This window comes from Scandinavium sp. M-37, assembly GCF_043558715.1.
GTDB classification, from domain to species: domain Bacteria; phylum Pseudomonadota; class Gammaproteobacteria; order Enterobacterales; family Enterobacteriaceae; genus Scandinavium; species Scandinavium vulneris_A.
The window spans coordinates 1-24,584 of sequence record NZ_JBIGIN010000040.1 but is presented as its reverse complement, the minus strand read 5'-3'; the positions used below and the strand labels follow the sequence as shown (position 1 = coordinate 24,584).

Annotated in this window: 28 protein-coding genes and 1 pseudogene; 13 read left to right on the top strand and 16 right to left on the bottom strand. The window is 52.8% G+C overall.

Annotated features, from left to right (window positions below):
* Nucleotides 1–208: 208 nt before the first annotated feature.
* The 5 genes from nrdF to ACG0Z5_RS20865 all read right to left on the bottom strand — a co-directional run bounded on the left by nrdF (nt 209) and on the right by ACG0Z5_RS20865 (nt 4,563).
* Complete coding sequence (gene nrdF, locus ACG0Z5_RS20885; protein WP_394450822.1) at nt 209–1,171, bottom strand: class 1b ribonucleoside-diphosphate reductase subunit beta; 963 nt, start codon at nt 1,169–1,171, stop codon at nt 209–211.
* A gap of 10 nt (nt 1,172–1,181) precedes the next feature.
* The gene (nrdE, locus tag ACG0Z5_RS20880) at nt 1,182–3,326 is read right to left on the bottom strand and encodes a class 1b ribonucleoside-diphosphate reductase subunit alpha (RefSeq protein WP_394450820.1); all 2,145 of its coding nucleotides are present in this window, start codon (nt 3,324–3,326) and stop codon (nt 1,182–1,184) included.
* The gene (gene nrdI / locus ACG0Z5_RS20875; RefSeq protein WP_394450818.1) at nt 3,299–3,709 is read right to left on the bottom strand and encodes a class Ib ribonucleoside-diphosphate reductase assembly flavoprotein NrdI; all 411 of its coding nucleotides are present in this window, start codon (nt 3,707–3,709) and stop codon (nt 3,299–3,301) included. The genes nrdE and nrdI overlap by 28 nt, the downstream gene beginning before the upstream one ends.
* A complete protein-coding gene (gene nrdH, locus ACG0Z5_RS20870; RefSeq protein ID WP_394450816.1) occupies nt 3,706–3,951 on the bottom strand; it encodes a glutaredoxin-like protein NrdH in 246 nt (81 codons plus the stop codon). Before nrdH ends, nrdI begins: the two co-directional genes overlap by 4 nt.
* A 180-nt stretch (nt 3,952–4,131) precedes the next feature.
* Nucleotides 4,132–4,563, bottom strand: coding sequence for a carboxymuconolactone decarboxylase family protein (locus ACG0Z5_RS20865; RefSeq protein WP_394450814.1), 432 nt, complete (start codon nt 4,561–4,563; stop codon nt 4,132–4,134).
* Nucleotides 4,564–4,648: 85 nt separating this feature from the next.
* Here ACG0Z5_RS20865 and ACG0Z5_RS20860 point away from each other — a divergent pair, with 85 nt between their 5' ends.
* Nucleotides 4,649–6,001, top strand: a complete 1,353-nt coding sequence (locus ACG0Z5_RS20860) for a PLP-dependent aminotransferase family protein (RefSeq protein ID WP_394450812.1) — start codon at nt 4,649–4,651, stop codon at nt 5,999–6,001.
* A gap of 62 nt (nt 6,002–6,063) precedes the next feature.
* On the opposite strand, the gene ACG0Z5_RS20855 is transcribed toward ACG0Z5_RS20860, so the two are convergent.
* A complete protein-coding gene (locus tag ACG0Z5_RS20855; protein ID WP_319629067.1) occupies nt 6,064–6,390 on the bottom strand; it encodes a DUF883 domain-containing protein in 327 nt (108 codons plus the stop codon).
* A 160-nt stretch (nt 6,391–6,550) separates the two neighbouring features.
* On the opposite strand from ACG0Z5_RS20855, the gene ACG0Z5_RS20850 reads away from it, so the two are divergent.
* Complete coding sequence (locus ACG0Z5_RS20850; RefSeq protein ID WP_319629066.1) at nt 6,551–6,895, top strand: DUF2002 family protein; 345 nt, start codon at nt 6,551–6,553, stop codon at nt 6,893–6,895.
* Nucleotides 6,896–6,932: 37 nt separating this feature from the next.
* On the opposite strand, the gene alaE is transcribed toward ACG0Z5_RS20850, so the two are convergent.
* The gene (gene alaE / locus ACG0Z5_RS20845; RefSeq protein WP_394450810.1) at nt 6,933–7,370 is read right to left on the bottom strand and encodes an L-alanine exporter AlaE; all 438 of its coding nucleotides are present in this window, start codon (nt 7,368–7,370) and stop codon (nt 6,933–6,935) included.
* Between the two features lie 557 nt (nt 7,371–7,927).
* On the opposite strand from alaE, the gene stpA reads away from it, so the two are divergent.
* Entirely contained in the window at nt 7,928–8,329 is a 402-nt protein-coding gene (gene stpA / locus ACG0Z5_RS20840) for a DNA-binding protein StpA (RefSeq protein WP_394450809.1), read from the top strand.
* Nucleotides 8,330–8,519: 190 nt separating this feature from the next.
* A complete protein-coding gene (locus ACG0Z5_RS20835; protein ID WP_110511345.1) occupies nt 8,520–8,678 on the top strand; it encodes a YqaE/Pmp3 family membrane protein in 159 nt (52 codons plus the stop codon).
* A 53-nt stretch (nt 8,679–8,731) separates the two neighbouring features.
* Here ACG0Z5_RS20835 and ACG0Z5_RS20830 read toward each other — a convergent pair whose 3' ends face one another.
* Complete coding sequence (locus ACG0Z5_RS20830; protein WP_394450807.1) at nt 8,732–9,340, bottom strand: short chain dehydrogenase; 609 nt, start codon at nt 9,338–9,340, stop codon at nt 8,732–8,734.
* A 99-nt stretch (nt 9,341–9,439) separates the two neighbouring features.
* On the opposite strand from ACG0Z5_RS20830, the gene ACG0Z5_RS20825 reads away from it, so the two are divergent.
* Both ACG0Z5_RS20825 and hdeB read left to right on the top strand, forming a co-directional pair.
* The gene (locus tag ACG0Z5_RS20825; protein WP_394450804.1) at nt 9,440–10,327 is read left to right on the top strand and encodes a LysR substrate-binding domain-containing protein; all 888 of its coding nucleotides are present in this window, start codon (nt 9,440–9,442) and stop codon (nt 10,325–10,327) included.
* A 148-nt stretch (nt 10,328–10,475) separates the two neighbouring features.
* Nucleotides 10,476–10,793, top strand: coding sequence for an acid-activated periplasmic chaperone HdeB (gene hdeB, locus ACG0Z5_RS20820; RefSeq protein WP_394450847.1), 318 nt, complete (start codon nt 10,476–10,478; stop codon nt 10,791–10,793).
* A gap of 70 nt (nt 10,794–10,863) precedes the next feature.
* Here the strand turns inward: hdeB and ACG0Z5_RS20815 are convergent, their stop codons facing one another.
* Complete coding sequence (locus tag ACG0Z5_RS20815; RefSeq protein WP_394450801.1) at nt 10,864–11,730, bottom strand: hypothetical protein; 867 nt, start codon at nt 11,728–11,730, stop codon at nt 10,864–10,866.
* Nucleotides 11,731–12,446: 716 nt separating this feature from the next.
* Between ACG0Z5_RS20815 and tdcA the strand changes: the two genes are divergently transcribed.
* The 6 genes from tdcA (at nt 12,447) to ACG0Z5_RS20785 (ending at nt 20,154) form a co-directional block, all read left to right on the top strand.
* The gene (tdcA, locus tag ACG0Z5_RS20810) at nt 12,447–13,385 is read left to right on the top strand and encodes a transcriptional regulator TdcA (protein ID WP_394450799.1); all 939 of its coding nucleotides are present in this window, start codon (nt 12,447–12,449) and stop codon (nt 13,383–13,385) included.
* An 84-nt stretch (nt 13,386–13,469) separates the two neighbouring features.
* Nucleotides 13,470–14,459, top strand: a complete 990-nt coding sequence (gene tdcB / locus ACG0Z5_RS20805) for a bifunctional threonine ammonia-lyase/L-serine ammonia-lyase TdcB (protein ID WP_394450797.1) — start codon at nt 13,470–13,472, stop codon at nt 14,457–14,459.
* Between the two features lie 23 nt (nt 14,460–14,482).
* A complete protein-coding gene (gene tdcC, locus ACG0Z5_RS20800; RefSeq protein ID WP_394450795.1) occupies nt 14,483–15,814 on the top strand; it encodes a threonine/serine transporter TdcC in 1,332 nt (443 codons plus the stop codon).
* Nucleotides 15,815–15,837: 23 nt separating this feature from the next.
* Nucleotides 15,838–17,052: a propionate kinase gene (tdcD, locus tag ACG0Z5_RS20795; RefSeq protein WP_394450792.1), complete on the top strand. Its 1,215-nt coding sequence runs from the start codon at nt 15,838–15,840 to the stop codon at nt 17,050–17,052.
* A 32-nt stretch (nt 17,053–17,084) separates the two neighbouring features.
* Nucleotides 17,085–19,379, top strand: a complete 2,295-nt coding sequence (pflB, locus tag ACG0Z5_RS20790) for a formate C-acetyltransferase (RefSeq protein WP_394450790.1) — start codon at nt 17,085–17,087, stop codon at nt 19,377–19,379.
* A gap of 145 nt (nt 19,380–19,524) precedes the next feature.
* Nucleotides 19,525–20,154: a DNA-binding protein gene (locus ACG0Z5_RS20785; RefSeq protein WP_394450788.1), complete on the top strand. Its 630-nt coding sequence runs from the start codon at nt 19,525–19,527 to the stop codon at nt 20,152–20,154.
* Nucleotides 20,155–20,182: 28 nt separating this feature from the next.
* On the opposite strand, the gene ACG0Z5_RS20780 is transcribed toward ACG0Z5_RS20785, so the two are convergent.
* The 4 genes and pseudogenes from ACG0Z5_RS20780 to ACG0Z5_RS20765 all read right to left on the bottom strand — a co-directional run.
* Complete coding sequence (locus ACG0Z5_RS20780) at nt 20,183–20,749, bottom strand: murein L,D-transpeptidase family protein (protein WP_394450786.1); 567 nt, start codon at nt 20,747–20,749, stop codon at nt 20,183–20,185.
* A 493-nt stretch (nt 20,750–21,242) separates the two neighbouring features.
* A complete protein-coding gene (locus ACG0Z5_RS20775) occupies nt 21,243–21,638 on the bottom strand; it encodes a hypothetical protein (protein WP_394450784.1) in 396 nt (131 codons plus the stop codon).
* Entirely contained in the window at nt 21,635–21,961 is a 327-nt protein-coding gene (locus ACG0Z5_RS20770) for a DUF1493 family protein (protein WP_394450782.1), read from the bottom strand. Before ACG0Z5_RS20770 ends, ACG0Z5_RS20775 begins: the two co-directional genes overlap by 4 nt.
* A 13-nt stretch (nt 21,962–21,974) precedes the next feature.
* Nucleotides 21,975–22,061, bottom strand: a pseudogene (locus ACG0Z5_RS20765) (type VI secretion system tube protein Hcp); the annotation flags it as partial.
* Between the two features lie 258 nt (nt 22,062–22,319).
* On the opposite strand from ACG0Z5_RS20765, the gene ACG0Z5_RS20760 reads away from it, so the two are divergent.
* Complete coding sequence (locus ACG0Z5_RS20760; RefSeq protein ID WP_394450779.1) at nt 22,320–22,655, top strand: DUF1294 domain-containing protein; 336 nt, start codon at nt 22,320–22,322, stop codon at nt 22,653–22,655.
* 87 nt (nt 22,656–22,742) lie between these two features.
* Here ACG0Z5_RS20760 and ACG0Z5_RS20755 read toward each other — a convergent pair whose 3' ends face one another.
* The 3 genes from ACG0Z5_RS20755 to ACG0Z5_RS20745 all read right to left on the bottom strand — a co-directional run bounded on the left by ACG0Z5_RS20755 (nt 22,743) and on the right by ACG0Z5_RS20745 (nt 24,208).
* Nucleotides 22,743–23,186, bottom strand: a complete 444-nt coding sequence (locus tag ACG0Z5_RS20755) for a DUF3828 domain-containing protein (protein ID WP_394450777.1) — start codon at nt 23,184–23,186, stop codon at nt 22,743–22,745.
* 447 nt (nt 23,187–23,633) lie between these two features.
* The gene (locus tag ACG0Z5_RS20750; RefSeq protein ID WP_394450775.1) at nt 23,634–23,948 is read right to left on the bottom strand and encodes a helix-turn-helix domain-containing protein; all 315 of its coding nucleotides are present in this window, start codon (nt 23,946–23,948) and stop codon (nt 23,634–23,636) included.
* The gene (locus tag ACG0Z5_RS20745; protein ID WP_394450773.1) at nt 23,945–24,208 is read right to left on the bottom strand and encodes an ash family protein; all 264 of its coding nucleotides are present in this window, start codon (nt 24,206–24,208) and stop codon (nt 23,945–23,947) included. The genes ACG0Z5_RS20750 and ACG0Z5_RS20745 overlap by 4 nt, the downstream gene beginning before the upstream one ends.
* Between the last annotated feature and the right edge of the window lie 376 nt (nt 24,209–24,584).

The window sequence follows — 24,584 nt, the reverse complement described above, 5'->3', positions numbered from 1 at the left end:
CTCCCCATGATATAAGGGCTGAGCGCAAGCGAAATTTTGCTGATATTTTTTGTCAGCGGCAGGAAATGCGGCTTGAATCTGGATAATTCAGGCGGTTGATGAGGTTAAAATAGCGAAAGTGCTGAAAGGGATATTTGGCGTGAAAAATTGGCGCTAATAGGGAATATCCCTGGACGAATAGGGGAAATATTTCCCCCATTCATTTGTGTCAAAAATTCCAGTCTTCGTCAGTTGTCTCCACCGCTTTCCCCATCACGTAAGAAGAGCCCGATCCGGAGAAAAAGTCGTGGTTTTCGTCGGCGTTCGGCGACAGCGCAGACAGGATTGCCGGGTTCACATCGGCCATTTCCGCCGGGAACAGCGCCTCGTAGCCGAGGTTCATCAGCGCCTTGTTGGCGTTGTAGCACAGGAAGGCTTTCACATCCTCTTCCCAGCCGGTGCCCGCATACAGCGCGTCGGTATAGGCGAGTTCGTTGTCGTATAAATCCATCAGCAAATCGAGAGCGAAGGTTTTCAACGATTCCCGCTCTTCAGCGCTCACTTTTTCCAGGCCTTTCTGGAATTTATACCCGATGTAATACCCGTGAACCGCCTCGTCGCGGATGATCAGACGAATAAGATCGGCGGTATTGGTGAGCTTGCCCCGGCTCGAGAAATACATCGGCAGCCAGAAGCCGGAATAGAACAGGAACGATTCCAGAAACACGCTGGCAATTTTCTTCTTCAGCGGCGCATCGGCGGCGTACTGCTCCAGCATCAGCTGCGCTTTTCGCTGCAACGGTGGGTTTACCTCGCTCCAGGCGTAGGCCGCATCCACATCTTTGGTCTGGCACAGCGTCGAGAAAATCGAGCTGTAGGAGCGGGCGTGAACCGCCTCCATAAAGCTGATATTCGACATCACCGCTTCTTCGTGCGGGGTCAGCGAATCGACCATCAGCGCGGGCGCACCGACGGTATTCTGAATGGTGTCCAACAGCGTCAGCCCGGTGAAGACACGGATCGTCAGTTGCTGTTCTTCATGGCTCAGCGACTGCCACGCCGGGATGTCGTTTGACAGCGGCACTTTCTCCGGCAACCAGAAGTTGCTGGTCAGACGGTTCCAGACCTCCAGGTCTTTATCGTCCTGGATCTTGTTCCAGTTGACGGCGCTGACGCGTGATAAATGGCTCATCCTTTTCTCCTTACAGCGCGCATGACACGCAGCCTTCAATTTCAGTGCCTTCCAGTGCGAGCTGGCGCAGTCGAATGTAGTACAGGGTTTTAATGCCTTTTTTCCACGCGTAAATCTGCGCTTTATTGATGTCGCGGGTGGTGGCGGTGTCCGGGAAGAACAGCGTCAACGACAGGCCCTGATCGACGTGTTTTGTCGCTTCGGCGTAGGTGTCGATGATTTTCTCCGGCCCTATTTCGTAGGCATCCTGATACAGCGCCAGATTGTCGTTGGTCATAAACGGCGCAGGATAGTACACGCGGCCGGTTTTGCCTTCTTTGCGGATTTCAATTTTCGACACGATCGGGTGGATGCTTGAGGTCGCGTGGTTGATGTAGGAAATCGACCCGGTCGGCGGGACGGCTTGCAGGTTCTGGTTATAAATCCCGTACTGCATCACGTCCGCACGCAGCTGTTGCCACATCTCACGCGTTGGCAGCGTGACACCGGCCTGGGCAAATAACGTCCGGACTTTTTCGGTTTTCGGCTGCCAGTCGTTTTCAAGGTACTGACTGAAATACTCCCCGCTGGCGTAACGCGAAGCGGCAAACCCGGCGAAGCGCTGGTTACGCTCGCGCGCCAGCTTCATCGAGGTGTGCAGCGCGTGCCACGTCACGGTATAGAAATAGAGGTTGGTGAAATCCAGGCCTTCCGGGCTGCCGTAGGCAATCCCTTCCCGCGCCAGATAGCCGTGCAGGTTCATCTGCCCGAGGCCAATGGCGTGTGAGGCGGCATTTCCGGCCTCAATCGACGGCACCGAGCGGATATGGCTCATGTCTGACACCGCGGTCAGGCCGCGAATGGCGGTTTCGACCGTCAGGCCAAAATCCGGGGAATCCATCGCCAGGGCAATATTCAGCGAACCTAAATTGCAGGAGATATCGTGCCCGGTGGCGGCGTAATCGAGATTCTCATCGAAGGTCGAGGCGCTGTTAACCTGCAAAATTTCCGAGCACAGGTTGCTCATGTTAATTCGCCCGGCAATCGGGTTGGCGCGGTTGACCGTGTCTTCATACATGATGTACGGATAACCGGATTCGAACTGAATTTCCGCCAGCGTCTGGAAGAAATCGCGGGCGTTAATAAACGTTTTGCGTACCCGCTCGTCGGCTAACAGGGTGTCGTACATCTCGCTCACCGCGATATCGCCGAACGGTTTGCCGTACAGGCGCTCGACGTCATACGGCGAAAACAGCGCCATCTGCGCGTTGTCTTTAGCGAGCTGGAAGGTCACGTCCGGAATAACCACCCCAAGCGACAGGGTTTTGATGCGAATTTTTTCGTCGGCGTTTTCACGCTTGGTGTCGAGGAAGCGCAGAATATCCGGGTGATGAGCGTGCAGATACACCGCCCCCGCGCCCTGACGGGCACCGAGCTGGTTGGCATAGGAAAACGCATCTTCCAGCATCTTCATCACCGGGATAACGCCCGAGGACTGGTTTTCAATGCGTTTAATTGGCGCCCCCGCTTCCCGCAGATTCGAGAGTAAAAAGGCCACGCCGCCGCCGCGTTTGGAGAGCTGAAGCGCCGAATTTACCGCTCGGCCAATCGACTCCATATTGTCTTCAATACGCAGCAGGAAACAGGACACCAGCTCGCCGCGCTGCTGTTTGCCGCCGTTGAGGAAGGTCGGGGTTGCGGGCTGGAAGCGGCCAGACAGCATCTCGTCGGTGAGCTGACGGGCAAGGGTTTCATCGCCCTGGGCGAGGCTCAGGGCCACCATCACCACCCGGTCCTCAAAGTGTTCGAGGAACTGTTTGCCGTCGAACGATTTCAGGGTGTAGCTGGTGTAATACTTCCATGCTCCGAGGAACGTTTTGAAGCGAAAGCCGCTGGCGTGGGCATGAGCGAATAAATCAACCACGAACGCTCTATCGAAGCGGGCGAGAGTACGGGGATCGTAATAGCCTTCGGCGACCAGCCAGTCGAGCCGCGCATCCTGATGAGCAAAGGTGCGGGTTTGCGGTTTTACGTGGCCTTCCATAAATGCGCTAACGGCTTCGGCATCTTTCTCAAACTGAATGCGACCGTTTTTGTCGTACAGATTCAGCATGGCGTTCAGGGCATGGTAGTCCGGGGCGCTGTGGGTCACACGTTCTGCGGTTGTCGTTGCCAAAATTCGCTCACTCCTGTTCGCACGTTGTCGATATCGTTCGGGGTACCCATCAGCTCAAATCGGTAGAGGTAGGGCACGCCGCATTTCTGCGCAATCACGTCTCCGGCGCGGGCAAAGGCCTCGCCGAAGTTTCGGTTGCCTGCCGCAATGACGCCGCGGATCAACGCGCGATTGTGCGGATCGTTTAAAAAACGGATGACCTGGCGGGGCACCGCGCCCGCAGTGCCGCCACCGCCGTAGCTCGGCACCACCAGGATGTACGGTTCGTCCACCGTGATGCGCTCCCGCTCATTGAGCGGAATGCGTACCGCAGGCAGCCCCAGACGCTCGATAAAACGCAGCGTGTTTTCGGAACTGCTGGAGAAGTAGACGAGGGTGCTCATGCGCGCGCCGCGGTAGCCTCAACGCGCAGGCGGTTGATCATGTCCGGGCGGAAGCCTGACCAGCTCTCATCGCCTGCAAATACCACCGGCAGAGAGCGGAATCCTTGCGCGCGCAGAACGTCAGCTGCGGCAGGATCGTGGTCAACGTTCACCATCTCAAACGTCAACCCTCGGGATTCCATCGCCCGTTTGGTGGCGTGGCATTGAACGCAGTCGTTTCGAGTGTAAATAGTAATGCGCATGATTCGTATTTCCGTTTAAAATGACAAAGCGGCGCAAAAATCAGCGTCGGTTATGGGATGTCTCTTCAAAAGGAATACTAGATGTAGTTATTGAAAACTTCAACCACACAATATATAGATGTTTCGCGATGGTTTTGCCCCCGCTAACGCGCGTAGCGAGGGTGAGGGCTTTGGCCGCAATTACATGCGCATACTGACCGCCAAACGGTTGAAAGCATTCATCAGACTGATGGCGAAGGTCAGCTCGCTGATCTCTTTCGCGCTGAAATACGCCAACAGCGGTTCATACACTGAATCTTCCGCACGCGTGCGGGCAATGTCGGTCACATCTTCTGCCCACGCCAGCGCCACACGCTCGCGGTCAGAAAACTGATGGCTTACCCGCCAGCCCGCCAGCGCATCCAGTTTCACCTGCTCAACGCCCTGTTTGCGCAGCGCTTTGCTGTGCATCTCCAGGCAAAAAGCACAGCCGTTGATCTGCGAGACACGCAGATACACCAGCTCAATCAACGACAGGTCCAGGTCGCTGCGTTCCAGGGCTTTACTCGCCTGTACAAAGGCGGCATACACTTCAGGGCTCAATTCATAGTACGGCTGACGTAATGTGGTCATGGGGCTTCTCCTCTTAACGATGGCGAAACTTTAGCACTATAATGGTCTGCCAAAGAGAGCCATAATTTGAGTAAAAAACCAGACCATGAATGATGCCTTCAGCGGCCCACGCTACCAGCAAATCTCCCGCCAGCTAAAAGTGGCTATAGAAAAGGGTGAACTCACGCCAGGCAAACGCCTGCCCGCCAGCCGGGTCTACGCCCAGGAGTTAGGCGTCTCGCGGGCGACCGTGGAAGCGGCCTATGGCGAACTGGTGGCGCAGGGCTGGCTGGAGCGACGCGGCCAGGCAGGCACCTTTGTCAGCGCAGGCGTGGTGCCAGGCCCTGCCGCAGCAGAACCGGTTTGGTATGGCGGAGAACAACCCGAACCGCAGCCGTTTCAGCTGGGCTTACCCGCCCTGGATTTGTTCCCGCGCGCGCAGTGGGCGCGGGTGATGGGTCGTCGGCTACGTACCCAGACCCGCTTCGATCTGGCGTTGGGTGACGTGTGCGGCGACCTGTCATTGCGCGCAGCCCTGGTTGACTATCTGCGTTTTTCCAGAAGCATTGAATGCCAGCCTGAACAGGTGTTTATCACCACCGGTTATGCGGCCTCGATGACGCTTATCCTGCAAACCCTGGGGCAGCGCGGGGATAAAATCTGGCTGGAAGATCCCGGCTTTCCGTTGATCCGCCCGCTGATTGCGCAGCAGGGGATCGCGTTTTGCCCGGTGCCGGTGGATGAAGAGGGGATGCGTATCGACGACGGGCTGCGGCTGGCACCCGAGGCGCATTTTGCCCTGTTGACCCCGGCGCATCAAAGCCCGCTAGGGGTGGCGTTGTCGATGCCACGCCGTCATCAGCTGCTGGACTGGGCGGCGCATCGGGACGCGTGGATTATCGAAGATGATTACGACAGTGAATTTCGCTATCAGGGTAAACCACTGCCGCCGGTCAAAAGTCTCGACGCGCCGCAGCGGGTGATTTATGCCGGAACGTTCAGCAAATCGATGTTTCCCGCCGTGCGTACCGCCTGGCTGGTGGTGCCGCTCCCGCAGGTGGCCGCGTTTCGCCAGCAGGCTTCACGGGCGGCGTGTGGCGTACCACTGCTGTGGCAGCAGACCCTGGCGGACTTTATCCGCGAAGGCCATTTCTGGCGGCATCTGAAAAAGATGCGTCAGCACTATGCTCAACGGCGGCAATGGCTGGAGCAGGCGCTGGTGGAGCAGGGGTTCAGGGTGGTGCCGCAGGAGGGCGGTATTCAACTGGTGATGGCGGTCGACGGGGACGATCGCGATCTGGCCCGGCGCGCTCGCCAGGCGCGGCTGTCCGTACAGGCGTTAAGCGACTGGCGGATTAATAGCCGGGGGGAATCAGGCCTACTGATGAGCTTCACCAACATTTCCAGCCTGGCGATGGCACAACAGCAGGCGCGAATGCTCTGGCAGGCCATCAAATAAACGCCCCGGCAAGCCAGAAGGCTGCCGGGGCTATCACTATCATGCTCACTATCACGCTTTATTTATCGGCGCAGACTCAGTAAAGCACCAATAAAGATCCCGACCGCTGCCGCGGCCCCTACGCTCTGCCAGGGTTTATCCCGCACAAATGTATCTGCACAGCCGGCGGCATCACGTGCGGCCTGCTGCACGCGGGTACGCCCTTGCATTCTGGCGCGGGTTTCGCGCAGCAGCGATTTGGCTTTGCGCTGCGCCGCGTCCGCTTCGTCTTTGGCATCGCTGCCCCAGGACTTCAGAACCTCTTCAAGTGAATCAGCCAACTGACTGACATCGTTATGAATATCCTGCACGCCATCGTCTACATCTTTGCGATTGGGTTTGTTAAACATGCCATCCTCCCTTGATTAACGGTGACTCTAAGTTTAGGACAGATTTTATTCCTCGGAGGTGAATCACGCCTTATTTGCCCGTTTATGGATTTTTCTGAAAGCGATGCTATTGCTGAATACTGTAAGGTGGCGTGGCTGTACAGGATAACGAGGAAAGAATATGTATTTACGACCTGATGAGGTGGCGCGCGTTCTTGAAAAAGTCGGATTCACGATGGACGAAGTGACGCAGAAAATTTACGGCTATCGCCGTGGCGATAATTATGTCTATGTGAATCGTGAAGCAAGGATGGGCAGAACGGCGCTTATCATTCATCCGGCCCTGAAAGAGCGAAGCTATTTGCTGGCAGACCCGGCGTCTGAGATTAAAACCTGCGACCATTATCAACAGTTCCCGCTTTATTTAGGCGGCGATGCGCGGGAGCATTATGGAATACCGCACGGATTCAGCTCCCGCATTGCGCTTGAGCGTTTTTTAAATGGACTGTTTGGCGAAGGACAGTAAGCCAACGACTGGCATTGGCCAGTCGTGGCATTTAGCGTCAGGCGTACTGACTGACGCGAAACAGGCGGCGGCAGTAATCGAGGAAATACCCGTATACCGCGCCCATCAGCATCGACACCACGATATTTGAACTTACCGCAGCAGCAATTTGATGCCAGTCTGCGCCCACCGACAGCAGAATAACCATGTATACCGGTGACTGGAAGGTCACATAGGCTAATACATCGGCCAGGTTTTTCATCCCTTTTGACGGGCTTAAACGACGTGCGTACTGCATCACCCAATCGCGATAAAAACCGTATGGCCATGCAATTAAGATGTTGACCGGGATAGCCACCAGACGCGAAGAAAGTGACTGCTCAAAGCTCATACCGGAGAGGAATATTTCAATCAACATGTTCACGACGGAACAGTAGACCACCATGGCGAAAGTGTCTGCTGCCGCATGACGCAGGCGTGACTGCGCAGAGAACATCGGTATGCTCCTTGAGAGAAGAGGGTGATCAGGATAATCGCGCTGTTAACAGTGCTTTTGTGTTGGTGCTGCTTTACGTAATAGAGTATCTATCTGCGTCAAAAGTGACAACTAGCGTAAAATTTTTATTTATGGCCGTTTTGTTAATAAAATACTCTGTATGGTCTCGGTTTTACAGCGCGGCGCTATTTTTGTTGTAGTCGTACGATTTCTCTTTTTATTTCAGATGGATACGTTCCTGGCTCTTTATGTGGTGTATTTTGTTGCATAGTCCGCGATTGTTAGTGCTTTGTGCTGCTAATGGTTTTGTTTTTCTATGCTCGATTTGTGATTTTCTATGCGCAATAGGTACCAGGGCGGTCTATTCTATTCAGTGACATAACAAACTGGCCCACTGATATACACGAATAGTGCATAACTGTTATTGCCATAATTAGATTCAAAAATATTAAGATGAGACTAATTGAAGGGGGGGAAGGTGGAAAATAATTACCGTATCTAATACAATAGTAATTGCAGTCTCATTTTTAGCCAGTAGAAAGGAATTTTAATAATATATGTCCAGTATGTTACATAAACTCAATAATATTCGCACCCTGCGCGCAATGTCGCGGGAATTCTCCATTGACGTTCTTGAAGAGATGTTGGAAAAATTCAGGACCGTGACTGAAGAAAAACGCGCTGAAGAAGCGGAATTGCGTGAGAGTCTGGCCGAGAAACAGCAACGCATCAACACCTTGCTTGAGCTGATGAAAGCAGAAGGTATTTCTCCGGATGAATTACTGAATGACGCAGTGGCACCGAAAGCGGGTCGCAATAAACGTCCTGCACGTCCGGCGAAATATCGCTTCACCGATTTCAACGGTGAGCAAAAAACCTGGACCGGTCAGGGCAGAATGCCAAAGCCGATCGCGCAGGCGGTTGCTAATGGTAAATCGCTTGACGATTTCCTGATTTAAACGGTTCAAGCGGTGAGGTTGTACTCACCGTTTTATTTCGCCGGGACCTTATTCCCCCACTGCTGATAAGGGATAACGCCTTCTTAACCAAAGGTAAAAGAGGGTAAAAGCGATGGGTGGAAATGGCAGCTCGGGTGACAATGGCTACGCTTAGAGATATTTCTCTTTTTACTAATTGCATGGAGTGTATATGGGTTTCTGGCGCATTGTTTTTACTATTCTGATCCCACCGTTGGGTGTGTTACTCGGTAAAGGGTTTGGCTGGGCGTTTATCCTCAATATCGTCCTGACGCTGCTGGGCTATATTCCGGGCCTGATCCACGCCTTCTGGGTTCAGACCCGTGACTAAGCGGTGATTTTTGCCCGGTGGCGCTATCGCTTGCCGGGCATGTCATCCACTCATTAATACCCGACTTTAAACACCTGCCCGCTTTGCACCCCTTCCACACTTTTACGATAGGCCAGCGCCACGCGTGCGGCGGGAACGCTTTCAAACCCCGGGAAGAATGGGCCATAAGCCGTTTCCGATTCCGTCAGCAGCGTAGGACTCACCAGATTGATGCGTATCCCACGCGGTAATTCGCAGGCGGCGGCCTTCACAAACCCGGCGAGAGCAGCATTGACCGTGGTGGCGTTAACGCCCTGAGCAATCGGCTCGTCGGCAACGATGCCGCTGGTTAAGGTGATGGACCCGCCGTCGTTGAGGAAATGCTGACCTTTTAGCGTCAGACGCACCTGCCCAAGTAACTTGTCCTGCAAGCCAATGGAAAAGTTGTCCGTCGTCATCTCCCCGAGTGGGCCAAAAAACAGATTGCCGGTGGTGGCGATAATCGCATCTACCTTACCCGTACGGGCAAAGAGTGCCTCGACGCTGGCATCATCGGTGATATCAATCTGCAAATCCCCCTGACGATGGCCGACCCGAATCAACGCATGCTGCCCGTTTTTTTCCAGTTCCGTCACTACCGCACGGCCCACTGTACCGCTGGCACCCACAATTACAATTTTCATAGCAAGCTCCTCGTTTTGGTCTGAAAGCTATTCTTTACCTAATTATTTGTGCGATAAAGTGACGCAGGGTTAGAACATTAATAACGAGTGGTTCGGAATATGGATAAGCTGCGCAGCATCGAAATCTTTGTCACGGTGGTCGAGTGCGGGAGCTTCACCGACGCGGCCGCGCGGCTGGAGATCTCGGCGGTGATGGTGGGGAAATACATCCATCAGCTCGAAGCAGAGCTTGGGGCGCGGCTGCTCGACAGAACCACACGCCGCCAGAGCCTAACGGATGCCGGACGCGTGTATGTCGAAGAGTGCCGCCGGGTGCTGGAGCAGGTGGCGGCGGCGGATGCGTCGGTCGAACGCCTGCGGGCGGCACCGTCAGGGACGCTGAGAATTAGCGCGCCTTCTACCCTTGGGGCGTGCATTGTGGCGCCTGCGGTGGCGACATTTTTACAGCAATACCCGGACGTGCGTGCCGAACTCGATCTCAGCAACCGGTTGGTCAATCTGGTCGAAGAAGGTTTTGACCTTGCGGTGCGTATCGGTGAATTACGCGATAGCGACCTGGTGGCAAAACCGCTGTGTCTGTATCGGATGGTGATATGCGCTGCGCCGGAATACCTCACCCGCTATGGCACGCCGCTCACACCCACGGATTTAACCGCTCATCGCTGCCTGTCGCATATGGTGTGGAATGCCCGCAACGAATGGCGACTGCCCGGGAGTGAGGCGCAAAGCCCCTGGCGGCGTGATCCGGTGCTGGCTTGTAACGACGGATTAGGCTTGAAAATGGCGGCCCTGGCCGGGGCTGGACTGCTGCTCCAGCCGGAAATCCTTCTGCGAGATGAGCTCAGAGAGGGCCGCCTGATACGCGTGCTGGATGCATTTCTGCCCACCCCTCGGGCGGTGCATATTCTGTATCGACAAGATTTACGCCCGTTGCCTAAACTGACCGGTTTTATCGATCACCTGCAACGTGAAGTGGCAAAAATATAAATATTAGCGCTACCGATAACGCGAATGGCTATTTTGTTTTTTGACTCTGCCATTTTTAATTTAACGCAGTATGATCTCGCCATCCGACATATTATTGCGCCGGACAAACCTACTCTGGTCATTAACAGGATATATGGAGCTCATCATGATCAATAAATTTTCTCTGGCAACCGCAGGTGTTTTAATTGCCGCCGCGATGGCGACTGCCAGCGTTGGCGCCGTCGCTAAAGAAGTGACGCCGAAGAATATGAACTGCCAGCAGTTTATCGATCTCAACCCGCAGGCACTGGTGCCAGTGACTTTCTGGATGCTGAATGAGGACCAGGATTTCAAAGGCGGGGACTATATTGATTTTCAGGAAACTGAAACCACTGCGGTACCACTGACTATCGATCTTTGCAAAAAACATCCACAAAGTGAGCTGACTAAAATTAAAGACGAAATTAAAAAAGAACTGAAGAAATAACATTTTTGCCAGTGAGGAAATCTTCCCCCATTTATTTCTTCACTGGCAAATTTGCATTCCGATGTCAGGGTTACACCAGCTTCATCAGCATGCTTAAGGGATTCAGGTTACTGAGGAACGCCCAGACTTTATGCAAATCAACCACGCCCGCCAGCCCTAATAAGGCAAGGGTAATCAACACCGTCGAGGCGGTGATGACCAGCATCAGGCGCACAAAATTGCGCTGCATCTTATCCTGCTGCTTAATGCGGTGCTCTTCTTTCTCAAAATCGACAATCGTCGCCACGGCTTTTGGCTGCACGTTGTAATGCACCTCGTTCTGCACCAGATCGCCAGTAATGGTCAGTGATTTCAGCAGCAGTCGCACCTTCCGGCGAAACTCCTCGTTGCGAATATGCTGATACCACAGCTTGCCATACAGCATCTCAATCACTTCATCCAGCGTCAGCCCGGCATGAATACGGGATGGCCGTTGCTGAACATATTCGTTCACCAGTAAATTGAGCAGAGCGATGCGGTCGCGACTTTTTAGCTCTTTGTTGGCAAAAAAAGCCGAAACGAACTTGCCTTTACCCCGGTTGAGCAACGTTTTCAGGTAAATCAGACGGGTGCGGTGGTTGAAGCTGAAGCTGAGGATCCCGGAGAAAGGAATCGGCCCGTAGCTGCGGTAATGGATGATTTCCGCCTGCATTGCATCCAGTTCCGCCACGCTAATCCGCTGCTCGTCGAGATAGCATCCAGCGTCATAATCCCAACGGGCGAGGGTCACCGCTCTTTTGCGATAGCCGGTCAGCTGATAGCGGTTACGATCGACATCCACCAGATACACGGCGTAGTAGTTATAGGGATTACCGCTGCGTGCATCCTGAGAGACAAAAAGGGGGAGGTGCTTTTTCCAGCGCTTCTGACGCAGGTCAGCCATTTTAGTGTCAAACATAGCCGTTCCACCCGCGCATGGGCGGAGAGTGATAGAGGGGAATTGCGCGGATCTTAATCATTTCAGGATGATGCGACAAGCGAGAAGTTATTTAATATTGTTTTATTACCCAGGCTCAAAAACCTACCAGATGTCCGATCTGCGAGGTGCAGCACAAAACACTGTGATGTGGTGTATGAGTCGATTCGTGTCGCTGCCTATGTCAACTTATGTAAAATATTCGCCCGAAACGGGGGTGAAATTCAGTGTTGTAATTTTGTTCTTTAATCTGCCTGGATGTTAAAAAAAACAAGATGAAATGATAATGGCCTGCTGCTAACGCTCTGGTATTAACAAATTTATGCGATCCCGATCGGAGTTTACCAATATATCATCACGGGTTTTATCGGGTATTTTGATAATTACAAATATAATTGAATTGTCAGTGGCTAATTACTGTTCGATAATTGTTTGAAAGACAACCTTAAAACCTCTTTTGAAATAAGTTTATGAGAATAGCCTTATAGCCATAAATTTATTTTATACCCTCTTTGTTTATTGATGAAAATCAGTCTGAATGCAGATCGGTTATTTTCATGTCGTTGATTTTAATGATTTTTGTTGGGTTGTGTGTGTCGTTAAATAACAGCGGAAGGGGATTTGTGAGTCACCGCACATACCCCGGGTAGCAATATTGCCTAGAATTCACCGCGAAATGGAAATTAGGGGCGGAGACGATGGAAAATATCATTTTACCGAAAACGCAGCAGCTGGTGGTTTTTCAGGAAGTCATCAGAAGTGGCTCTATCGGCTCTGCGGCAAAACAGCTCGGGTTAACTCAACCTGCGGTCAGTAAAATTATTAACGATATCGAATCCTACTTTGGCATTGAACTGATGGTGCGCAAAAATACCGGCGTCACGCTGACCAACGCCGGGCAGGTGCTGCTGTCCTATTCTGAGTCCATCACCCGCGAAATGAAGAACATGGTCAGTGAGATAAACAGCCTGAGCTGCAACCATGTGGTCGATGTTTCCTTCGGCTTCCCGTCGCTGATTGGCTTCACCTTTCTGTCCAGCATGATGAAGAAGTTCAAAGAGGTGTTCCCGAAAGCGCAGGTGTCAATGTACGAGGCCCAGCTGTCGTCGTTCCTCCCGGCGCTGCGTGATGGACGTCTGGATTTCGCCATTGGAACACTGAGTGATGAAATGCAGTTGCAGGACCTGCACGTCGAACCGCTGTTTGAATCCGAGTTTGTGCTGGTGGCCAGCAAGTCCCGAACACCCACCGGCAAGACCACGCTGGAAGCGTTGCAAAACGAACAGTGGGTCCTGCCGCAAACCGATATGGGCTACTACAAAGAACTGCTTTCCACCTTCGAAAAACACCACATCAGCACTGAAAACATCGTTAAAACTGACTCCGTGGTCACCATTTATAACCTGGTGCTGAATGCCAATTTCTTGACCGTTATTCCGTGTGACATGACCGCCCCCTTTGGTTCAAATCAGTTCATCACTCTACCGGTGGAAGATGTGCTGCCAATTGCCCGCTATGCCGCCATCTGGTCGAAAAACTATCGGATTAAAAAATCGGCCTCGGTATTAGTGGAACTGGCCAAACAATATTCTCTGCATAATTGTCGAAAGCGAAAAGAATTAATCGAATTAGCCTGATTTAGTTTTTTATAAAAATACGCCTGGCGTGCTGTCTGACAGACGCTTAACCCCTTTTATTGTTAATCCTGAAATGAGGATGATATGCATATTACCTACGATCTGCCCGTAACCCTTGACGACATTAAAATGGCCCAGCAACGACTGGCCGGTAAAATATATAAAACAGGGATGCCGCGTTCTAATTATCTGAGCGAGTGCTGTAAAGGCGAAATATACCTCAAATTCGAAAATATGCAGCGCACCGGCTCATTTAAAATTCGCGGCGCGTTTAATAAATTAAGCTCGCTTAGCGATGCGGAAAAACGCAAAGGCGTAGTGGCGTGTTCTGCTGGGAACCACGCTCAGGGCGTGTCGCTCTCCTGCGCGATGCTCGGTATCGACGGCAAAGTGGTGATGCCGCGCAGCGCGCCGAAATCCAAAGTTGCCGCCACCACCGATTACTCCGCCGAAGTGGTACTGCACGGTGACAGCTTTAACGACACCATCGCCAAAGCCAGCGAAATCGTCGAAATGGAAGGGCGCATTTTCATCCCACCGTATGACGACAAAATGGTGATCGCCGGGCAGGGCACCATCGGTCTGGAGATCCTCCAGGATCTGTACGATGTCGATAACGTGATTGTGCCAATTGGCGGCGGCGGCCTGATTGCCGGGATTGCGATGGCCATCAAATCTATCAACCCGACTATCCGCATCATCGGCGTGCAGTCTGAAAACGTCCACGGCATGGCGGCCTCGTTCTTTGCCGGGGAAATCATGAATCACCGCACCAGCACCACGTTGGCCGACGGCTGCGACGTGGCCCGTCCGGGCGCATTGACCTTCGAAATTGTTCGCGAACTGGTGGACGACATTGTGCTGGTCAGTGAGGACGATATTCGCCGCAGCATGGTGGCCCTTATCCAGCGCAACAAGGTGATCACCGAAGGCGCAGGCGCGCTGGCCTCGGCGGCGCTGCTCAGCGGCAAACTCGATGAACATATTCGTGGGCGTAAAACCGTCAGCATTATTTCCGGCGGCAATATCGACCTCTCCCGCGTGTCACACATTACCGGTTTAGTTGACGCTTAATTTCTTGTGCAAAGGAAACGACTATGAGCAACGCAGAAACCCTCATCGCCAGTGCCGACAAGGCCTCGGGCTGGCGTAAATCCGACACCACCTGGACCCTGGGCCTGTTTGGCACCGCCATCGGGGCGGGCGTTTTGTTCTTCCCAATTCGTGCCGGTTATGGCGGATTGATTCCGATATTACTGATGCTGGTACTGGCCTATCCGATTGCGTTTTACTGCCACCGGGCGCTGGCGCGTCTGTGCCTGTCGGGGAGTAATCCATCGGGTAACATTACGGAAACCGTCGAAGAGCATTTCGGGAAAACAGGCGGGGTGGTGATCACCTTCCTTTATTTCTTCGCGATTTGCCCGCTGCTGTGGATTTACGGCGTCACCATTACCAACACTTTCATGACCTTCTGGGAAAACCAGCTCCAGCTGGTGCCGCTTAACCGTGGGCTGGTGGCGCTGGTTCTGCTGCTGGTGATGGCATTCGTCATTTGGTTCGGCAAAGACCTGATGGTCAAGGTGATGAGTTTCCTGGTGTTTCCGTTTATCGCCAGCCTGGTGCTGATTTCGCTGTCGTTGATCCCTTACTGGAACTCGGCGGTGATTGACCAGGTTAACCTGAGCGATATCGCCTTCACCGGACATGACGGTATTCTGGTGACCGTGTGGCTGGGGATTTCCATTATGGTCTTCTCCTTCAACTTCTCGCCGATTGTCTCCTCTTTCGTGGTTTCCAAACGCGAAGAGTATGAAGCGGACTTTGGCCGGGAATACACCGAGCGCAAATGTTCAAAAATCATTGGTCGCGCCAGTATGCTGATGGTGGCGGTGGTGATGTTCTTCGCCTTTAGCTGCCTGTTTACCCTTTCGCCGCAAAATATGGCTGAAGCCAAAGCGCAGAACATTCCGGTGCTCTCCTATCTGGCGAACCACTTCGCCTCCATGACCGGGCAAAAAACCACCTTCGCCACGGTGCTGGAATATGGCGCCTCGATTATCGCGCTGGTGGCGATATTCAAATCCTTCTTCGGGCACTACCTCGGCACGCTGGAAGGCCTGAATGGGTTAATCCTCAAGTTCGGTTATAAAGGCGACAAAAATAAAGTCTCTGCCCGCAAGCTCAACACCCTCAGCATGATTTTCATCATGGGCTCCACCTGGGTGGTGGCGTATGCCAACCCGAACATTCTCGATTTAATCGAAGCGATGGGCGCGCCGATTATTGCCTCGCTGCTGTGCCTGCTGCCGATGTATGCCATTCGTAAAGCGCCGTCTCTGGCGAAATATAAAGGCAAAGCGGACAACGTTTTTGTCACCGCGATTGGCTTACTGACCATTCTGAACATCGTTTATAAGCTGTTCTGAGTAAAGGATTACGGAGTCGTAAAATGATTGAGTTTCCGGTAGTGCTGGTCATTAACTGTGGATCGTCATCGATTAAATTTTCGGTGCTGGATGCCCAAAGCCAGGACGTATTGCTGGCGGGAATTGCCGAAGGTCTGAATAACGAAGGCGCATTTTTAACGGTCAACGGCGGGGAGCCCGCCACGTTAGCCCACCCGAATTATGAATGTGCCTTACAGGCGATTGCCGGGGAGCTGGAGCACAGAGCCTTAATCGATAGCGTGGCCTTAATTGGCCACCGCATCGCCCACGGCGGCAGTATTTTCAGCGAGTCGGTGCTGATAACCGACGAGGTCATCGCCCAGATCCGTGAAGTATCGCCCCTGGCCCCGCTGCACAACTACGCCAACCTCAGCGGGGTGGACGCGGCGCGGCGGCTGTTCCCCGGCGTGCCGCAGGTGGCGGTGTTTGATACCAGTTTTCACCAGACGCTGGAACCGCACGCGTATTTGTACGGCCTGCCGTGGCGCTATTTCGAAGAGCACGGCGTGCGCCGCTACGGTTTTCACGGCACTTCGCATCGCTATGTCAGCCAGCAGGCCCAGGCGTTGTTGGGCCTGCATCCAGATGATGCCGGGCTGGTTATCGCCCATTTGGGAAACGGGGCGTCGATTTGTGCGGTGCGCAACGGTCGCAGCGTTGACACCTCAATGGGCATGACGCCGCTGGAAGGGCTGATGATGGGCACCCGCTGCGGCGACGTCGATTTTGGCGCAATGGCGTGGATTGCCGAACAGACCGGGCAAAGTTTCAGCGAGCTGGAACGGGTGGTGAATAAGGAGTCCGGGCTGTTGGGTATCTCCGGTTTATCGTCCGATTTACGGGTGCTGGAGAAGGCCTGGCACGAGGGGCATCAGCACGCCAGGCTGGCGATTCAGACCTTTGTCCACCGCATCGCCCGCCATATTGCGGGTCATGCCGCGGCGCTGCATCGCCTCGATGGCATCATTTTTACCGGCGGCATAGGCGAAAACTCACAGCTGATCCGCCGCCTGGTGATGGCGCATTTGCGGGTATTTGGCGTCGAACTGGACGACCAAATGAACGCCTTACCGGGCAGCGCCGGGGAACGCATTATTTCCTCTGAACGCTCGGCGGTGGCCTGCGCCGTTATTCCGACCAATGAAGAAAAAATGATTGCACTTGATGCGATTCAGATAGGCGAAATGAATGTCGCCGCTGAAGTTGCACTTTCCTGAACCGATTGAACAGAAATTCAGAGAGCGAATAAATGAAGGTCAATATCGATATTCACGATATGCAGTATACCGACGCCTGGCAGGGATTTAACGGCACGGAATGGAAAGACGAAATTAACGTTCGTGATTTTATTCAGCACAACTATACCCCGTATCACGGGGATGAATCTTTTCTCGCCGAGGCCACCCCGGCGACTACCGCGCTGTGGGAAAAGGTGATGGCTGGGATCCGTCAGGAGAACGCCACCCACGCCCCGGTCGATTTTGATACCAACGTCGCCACCACCATCACCGCCCATGACGCAGGGTACATCGACCAGCCGTTGGAAAAAATCGTCGGCCTGCAAACCGATAAGCCGCTCAAGCGTGCGCTGCATCCGTTTGGCGGCATCAACATGATCAAAAGCTCGTTTGACGCCTACGGTCGTGAAATGGATGCGCAGTTTGAATACCAGTTCACCTCGCTGCGCAAAACCCATAACCAGGGTGTATTTGATGTTTACTCCTCGGAGATGATGCGCTGTCGTAAGTCGGGCGTGCTGACCGGGCTGCCGGATGGCTACGGACGCGGGCGCATCATCGGCGACTACCGCCGGGTGGCACTGTACGGCATCGCGTATCTGGTGCGCGAACGTGAACTGCAGTTCGCCGATTTACAGGGCGCAATGGAGCGGGGCGAACAGCTCGAAGCCACCATTCGCCTGCGCGAGGAGCTGTCAGAACAGCGGCGGGCGCTGTTGCAGATGCAGGAGATGGCCGCCAAATACGGGTACGACATTTCCCGTCCAGCGGTCACGGCGCAGGAGGCGGTGCAGTGGCTGTACTTTGCCTATCTGGCGGCGGTGAAATCGCAGAACGGCGGGGCGATGTCGCTCGGGCGCACCACCGCGTTCCTCGATATCTACATCGAGCGCGACATGCAGGCCGGTCGTCTGAACGAGACTCAGGCGCAGGAGCTGGTCGATCACTTCATCATGAAAATCCGCATGGTGCGTTTCCTGCGCACGCCGGAGTTCGACACCCTGTTTTCCGGGGACCCTATTTGGGCCACCGAAGTCATCGGTGGCATGGGGCTGGACGGGCGCACGTTGGTTACCAAAAACGCTTTCCGTTACCTCCACACCCTGCACACCATGGGCCCGGCGCCGGAGCCGAACCTGACTATTCTGTGGTCGGAAGCGCTGCCGATTGCGTTTAAGAAATATGCCGCGCAGATGTCGATCGTCACCTCCTCGTTGCAGTATGAGAACGACGACCTGATGCGCACCGATTTTAACAGTGATGATTACGCCATCGCCTGCTGCGTCAGCCCGATGGTGATCGGCAAGCAGATGCAGTTCTTCGGGGCGCGCGCCAACCTGGCGAAAACGCTGCTGTATGCGATCAACGGCGGCGTGGATGAGAAGCTCAAAATCCAGGTCGGGCCGAAAACCGCTCCGCTGATGGACGAGGTGCTGGACTACGACACGGTGATGAGCAGCCTTGACCACTTCATGGACTGGCTGGCGACGCAGTACATCAGCGCCCTGAATCTCATTCACTATATGCATGATAAATATAGCTATGAGGCCTCGCTGATGGCGCTGCACGACCGCGATGTCTATCGCACCATGGCCTGCGGTATCGCCGGGCTGTCGGTGGCGGCGGATTCGCTGTCGGCCATTAAGTACGCGAAGGTGAGTCCGGTTCGCGATCACACCGGGCTGGCGGTGGACTTCGTGATCGAAGGCGATTACCCGCAGTACGGCAATAACGACGACCGCGTGGACCAGATTGCCTGTGATCTGGTGGAGCGCTTTATGAAGAAAATCAGCGCGCTGCCAACCTATCGCCATGCGGTGCCGACCCAGTCGATCCTGACCATCACGTCCAACGTGGTGTACGGGCAGAAGACCGGTAACACACCGGATGGACGCCGGGCCGGAACGCCATTTGCGCCGGGGGCAAACCCGATGCACGGGCGTGACCGTAAAGGTGCGGTGGCTTCTCTGACCTCTGTCGCTAAGCTGCCGTTTACCTACGCCAAGGACGGGATTTCGTACACCTTTTCCATCGTGCCTGCGGCGTTGGGCAAGGAGGATGGAACCCGTAAAACCAACCTCGTCGGGCTACTCGACGGCTATTTCCACCATGAGCGAAGCATTGAGGGCGGCCAGCATTTGAACGTCAACGTAATGAACCGCGAGATGCTGCTGGATGCTATCGAGAACCCGGCCAACTATCCGAACCTGACTATCCGCGTGTCTGGCTATGCGGTGCGCTTTAACGCCCTGACCCGCGAGCAGCAGCAGGATGTCATTTCGCGGACGTTTACTCAGTCCGTTTGAGTATTTCATTAATAACAGAGTGGGGCGCTGGCCCCACTCAACTTTTCAGATAAGTTGATTAAGGAGACAACACACGGATAGCGCGGGAGAAGTTTTTTGCGCTAAAGTGAGTAAAAATTGAGGGGATGTGGGTAAGGAACTCTGCATGACGGCACGCGTCGATTATGAAATTGAGAAATACCAGTTTAGTGAAGTGAGTGAGCCCCCACGGCTGGTGCAGCAGTGGAGCGAAGTGCTGGCGGAATGCCGGCAGGAGAAAGCAGGCAGCGAGGCGCGCCTGCGTCTGGCGTTGCTGAACGTTGATTACGTCACCAGCTTTGAGCTGCCTTTTCGTCTGCAGCTGATTCGTGCCCCGCAGCTGATCGACCGTTTACGTGGCGAACTGCAGCTCAACCGCAAAGCGGTCACCATCAGCGATAATCGCTACGGCTGTGTGTATAGCCTCAAAACCGATATCAGCCACATTCCCGACACCTTTCGCTACCGCTTCTCCAATCGCATCCGCCGGGTGGAAGCGGGCAATGTCAGCAATGCTCCATATCAGGAGATTGCCAAACAGGTCAAAGCTCCGCGCGAACGCCTGCGCCTGGCGCTGGAGGCCGGATTGCCGGTGACCGCGCTGGATGGCCTGTTCTGGTTTGGAATGCAGCGCATCGCCGCCGATGTCTCGACCTTACGAAAATCCGGGATGAAGATTTCCACCGCCGAAGTGGACGCGTTCGATACGCTGACGGACACGGTGAGGCGGGTGCCGGTGTATCGGCTGGTGGAGTAGGATCGGGGCAGGGAAGGGAGGTTGGATATCATGGTTCAATCTCAACCGGCGTACCAGTTGATACCCGACTCCAGATGTCGTCCATCTCGGTATTGGTCACCGCGATGCAACCATTGGTCCAGTCGATAAGCTGAAGCAGTGGATTTAATCCCGCCCAGCCATTGGGCAGACCGTGAATCATGATATTTTCGCCGGGCGAGTAACCCGCGGATTTTGCTGCGTTGATATCATTTTTGTCCGGATAAGAAATATGCAGGCTGAGGCTGAATCGTGAATGGGAATTGCGGCTGTCGATAAAATAATGCCCCTGCGGGGTTCTCTTATCTCCTTCACGCTGTTTCGGATCGGCGTCAGCATTCTTCCCGAGTGACACGTGATAGTTCGCAAGCGGAACCCCGTGACGCATCAGCGTCAGCGTGCGCTCTGACTTATGGATGACGATTAAATCAGCCTGTTGCGCAGCGGGCAGCAACGCCGGTGGTGAGGCATGCCCCCATCTGGCCATTATCCGCGTATAGGCCAGCAGGCATAACGCGAAAAACAGAAGTACGAAGATGGCACGAAGAGAGCGCTGGTAACGGCGGGGTGGGTTCACGGGGTGTTGGCCTCAGGTAATTTCCGGCCTATTAATCAGGAAAAATCGAATTATTGTTAACCTAAAAATGCTATAGATTTGATGAATTACTCAGTTAAAACAATTGATTAACTTTAGTTAATTAGGGCGACTTATCAGGGCTATGGGTTCCTTTCTATCGTTCGAACCTCAATCGAGATCTCAACGAAATCATGAGATAACGTGATCTGTGGGGCGTATTTTTTCTTATAACTCATTTTTTTAAAATACAGTGTACAGCAACAGCGGAAAGCAAGACTAACAGCGTGTTCCAGCAAGCCAGTCTTGCTCCAGTACAAAACCGAACCTCTCGACGTAGTAGCGATATAACTCTGAATCGGGCAGCAAAAAACAGAGCACACTATAAATGGGGATTAATGAAGTCAGATGTAGTAACCAGAGGACGATGAGTCTAAGTGCGGTCATGAATTTATCTTGATTGGGCACAGAATTGGTGTGTCGCTACACTCAATTTTCAATACGGAGCAGCATCGAGATGCACACTGGCTTGATAGCTGCCGCTCTGAAAAGAGTATATGTCCCCGCGGACGCGAAGATATAACTGACCGTTGCTAACTGTGGCGGTTGCCTTGCTATCAGATGTAATCATGAATGGTGTTTCATCATCAATATGAGCCATAAACTCGGTCTGACTTTTCCTGGTATCATACAAATAGTAGTGGTACGAAAATGAAGTCATTGCTCCCGCGCTGGCTTGAGTGACATATAAGGTGACCAAGTTGTTCACTTTAACCTTCTTGTACAACTCATGCTCAACGGGAAATTTAAGAAAGTTTATGGCCCATACAATTAGCAAAAACGCAAAAAGCGCAGGCACTAAAACATAGCGTTTCTTAAAGTTCTTTTTCAATCGTAGAGCCACTTACTTGCGCGGGCCGACTCGGCCAGCATATTAAGGGTTAACGGTACTGGTTCGACAATATGTCTGCTGCGCAGGCATTTAGGCAACAAAGCCACCAGTATGCAGGGTTCTTCAGGCCAGTATTTAAAGAAGTCAAAGTTCATTGGATCAACATTGAAGGTCTGAAAATAGTTATCCATAATTTCCTCACCTGCTTCCCATGCCCAGACATAACGCCCAGTGGTAAGGCTAGTGTCGATTGTTACTGGCCACTTCCCCTTCTTGTTCCATCCCGCGTTATACCACTTGATGACATCCTCATTATTTACCATCGGCGGTCCTTCTCGAGTTCTCACGGTTATTTACATCAACCGAACCTTTGATTAAAGCGCCACCATCATCTTTGAGCCATAAATACGCGGGAATAGCCATTTGAGACGTCCTTTTTTGAGAGTTATTTCCCGGACAATTAACAACCAAAAATTAAAATGATGTTAGCCTAAAAATGCTATGCAAATGGTGAATTATTTAGTTAAAACAATTGGTTAATATCTATTGATTAAAACAAAGTTGGTAGGCTCATTGGCGCGACTATCTGGCGCCCATTAGTTCAAATATCTGCCTGAAACGGGGCGAATATCGGGTATAGTTGTTCGCATTTTCCGGTGGAGAGCCGTTACGGCAACGAGTATGAACCTCAATCGATTCTGTTATCTACTGCTGGCCTTGGCGGCTATTGGCAGTGCATTGTTACCGCATCCTGTCGTGATGTGGTTCCTGCTGGCGAACGTGCTGACGCTGGTGGTTTATGGCGGGGATAAAATGGCCGCCCGTAAAGCGTGGCGCAGAGTGCCGGAGTCCACCTTGCTGACGTTCGGATTTGTCGGCGGGTGGCCGGGGGCGATCCTCGGCCAGCAGCTCTTTCGTCATAAAACCCAAAAGCAGCCGTTTAAAACCTGGTTCATCATCAGTGTGATATTGAATGTTGCGCTGCTGGCTGGGCTGTATCATTTCTATCCGTACTGACGGGCTATCATGCCTCCGAATGGGGTGACGTACAGATAAAATGAACCCGTACAAAAGGCGGGTTTTGCTGTTTCTGAAGGTGGGCAGTTATTGAGGCGGATTAGAGTGAATATCCAGGTCTGTGACACGATCTACTTTCCACGTTCCGTTCTCTTTAACCATGCAATCACTTATGGTGTGCTTCTTGTTTTTTCCGTATGACACATAAACATTAAAGCAAACAGGTTCATAATCCGACGCTACCACTGTTACATTCTGTAGCCAGTCATCCCCGATGTACTGTGAACGCGTAAAATAATCCGCGTCGTAATATTCATTATCATTACCTTCAGCTGCCCGCAGCTTTTTCAACGTGCTGGAAGAAACGTACTTATCAATATTGTGACTATCAGTGAGCGGGTATTTATCCAGGCTAATTTGCTGTAAATACCATTTGTTAAACTCAATAGCCTGTTTGGTTGCCGTATCGAAATCATCAGCTGCAGATGCAATGGCAGGAGTCAGCAGAAGTGCTATCAGAATTTTATACATTATGGATGCCTGTAAATTTTAAACGCGGGCGCGGCCTTTCTGTAGCCAGGGCCTGCGTTAATCGCTGCTGCAACAGCTCGGGCACAATAGTGAGTTGTGTGCACGTGCGCATGCCTACGAGCATAACTCACGGCTTCATTTGGACTCCATGACATACAAAAGATCTCCATTGATATAAAACGAGGTTATAAAACTACTCCTTTTTGAATTTTCTGATGTAATTATTATTGATCACGTATCAACCACCATTAGTGCAGGTGATTTAAATAAAAACAATATTCACCTCATCTATTTGAACGGAACCAATACCGTAAAAATCCTCTTTAGGTGAGTCGAGGGGGCATACCATCCCATACTACCGACAGTGATGCTTCTACTGGGAATTGAATACAGGGGGATGAGCGCGGAAACTGTTACGATATCCGCGCTGAATAATGCTGTTACCGCTTATTCTGCCAACGAACCTGCAGCAATTTTCTTATAAGGTGAGCGTATAGGTCTGGCGATACGCTCACGCGTCTTTGCGTCAAAATAACGGCTTGGCCAGATGCTTTCGGCGGGAACGCCAATGGCTCGACTGATCAGCATTTCCCCTTTTGCCCACGGGCGGGTCAGCGCATTAGCGAGCGTGGAAGAACTTAAACCCGCAGCACGGGAGACTGCTGCCAGCGAAGTCCCTTTTTTACGTAATGCCGCGATGATATCGGCAGGATGCCAGTCTTGATGAAAGGGCAGGAAAGTGGGGCTGTGAGATAGGGTCATCGGTTTCTCCAAGGTAATGGTTTTGACCACCAATGGAGCTGCGAAACTCTTGATTGGTGGTAGCTCAGACAAGGTTCGCAGTACCGGTTACCTTGGAGATGACCCGGCCAGCCCGAAGGCTGCCCTGCCTGAGCCACCATTGATTGTACAAACACTGCTATGCGTTTGACAGATGAACGGAGGCGCAACACATAATTATGGAATATATGTGTTCTCAAGGTAAGTTTCGGGCTGCGAAACCCGGCTGTGGATTTTGCCACAGCGGGGCTGACTATATCGCAAATCGCAGACGTTAACCAACCCGCTAACGGACAGAATGCGAGTTGATTTCCAAAGATATTCTGTGCGTTGCAACGGTTACAAAGGGGCTGCGAGGGTGGTTCCAGGAGGCGGGGAGCTCCCACAAAAAAGCCCGCATAACTTTCGCTAGCGGGCTTTCGACTTCATCGGATGACCCTGTTAATCACCGATGGAGAATTTTGATGGAGCTGGATGAAAGCGACACCAAATACTAACTGTCTGATTCTTTGAGCAATGTAGCGGGATGTAGTGGCACACTGAATTTGGCCACCTGAATAGAGGTGATATCATCACCTCACAGAAAAAACAGGTGACATTATGACCGGACGTAACAGA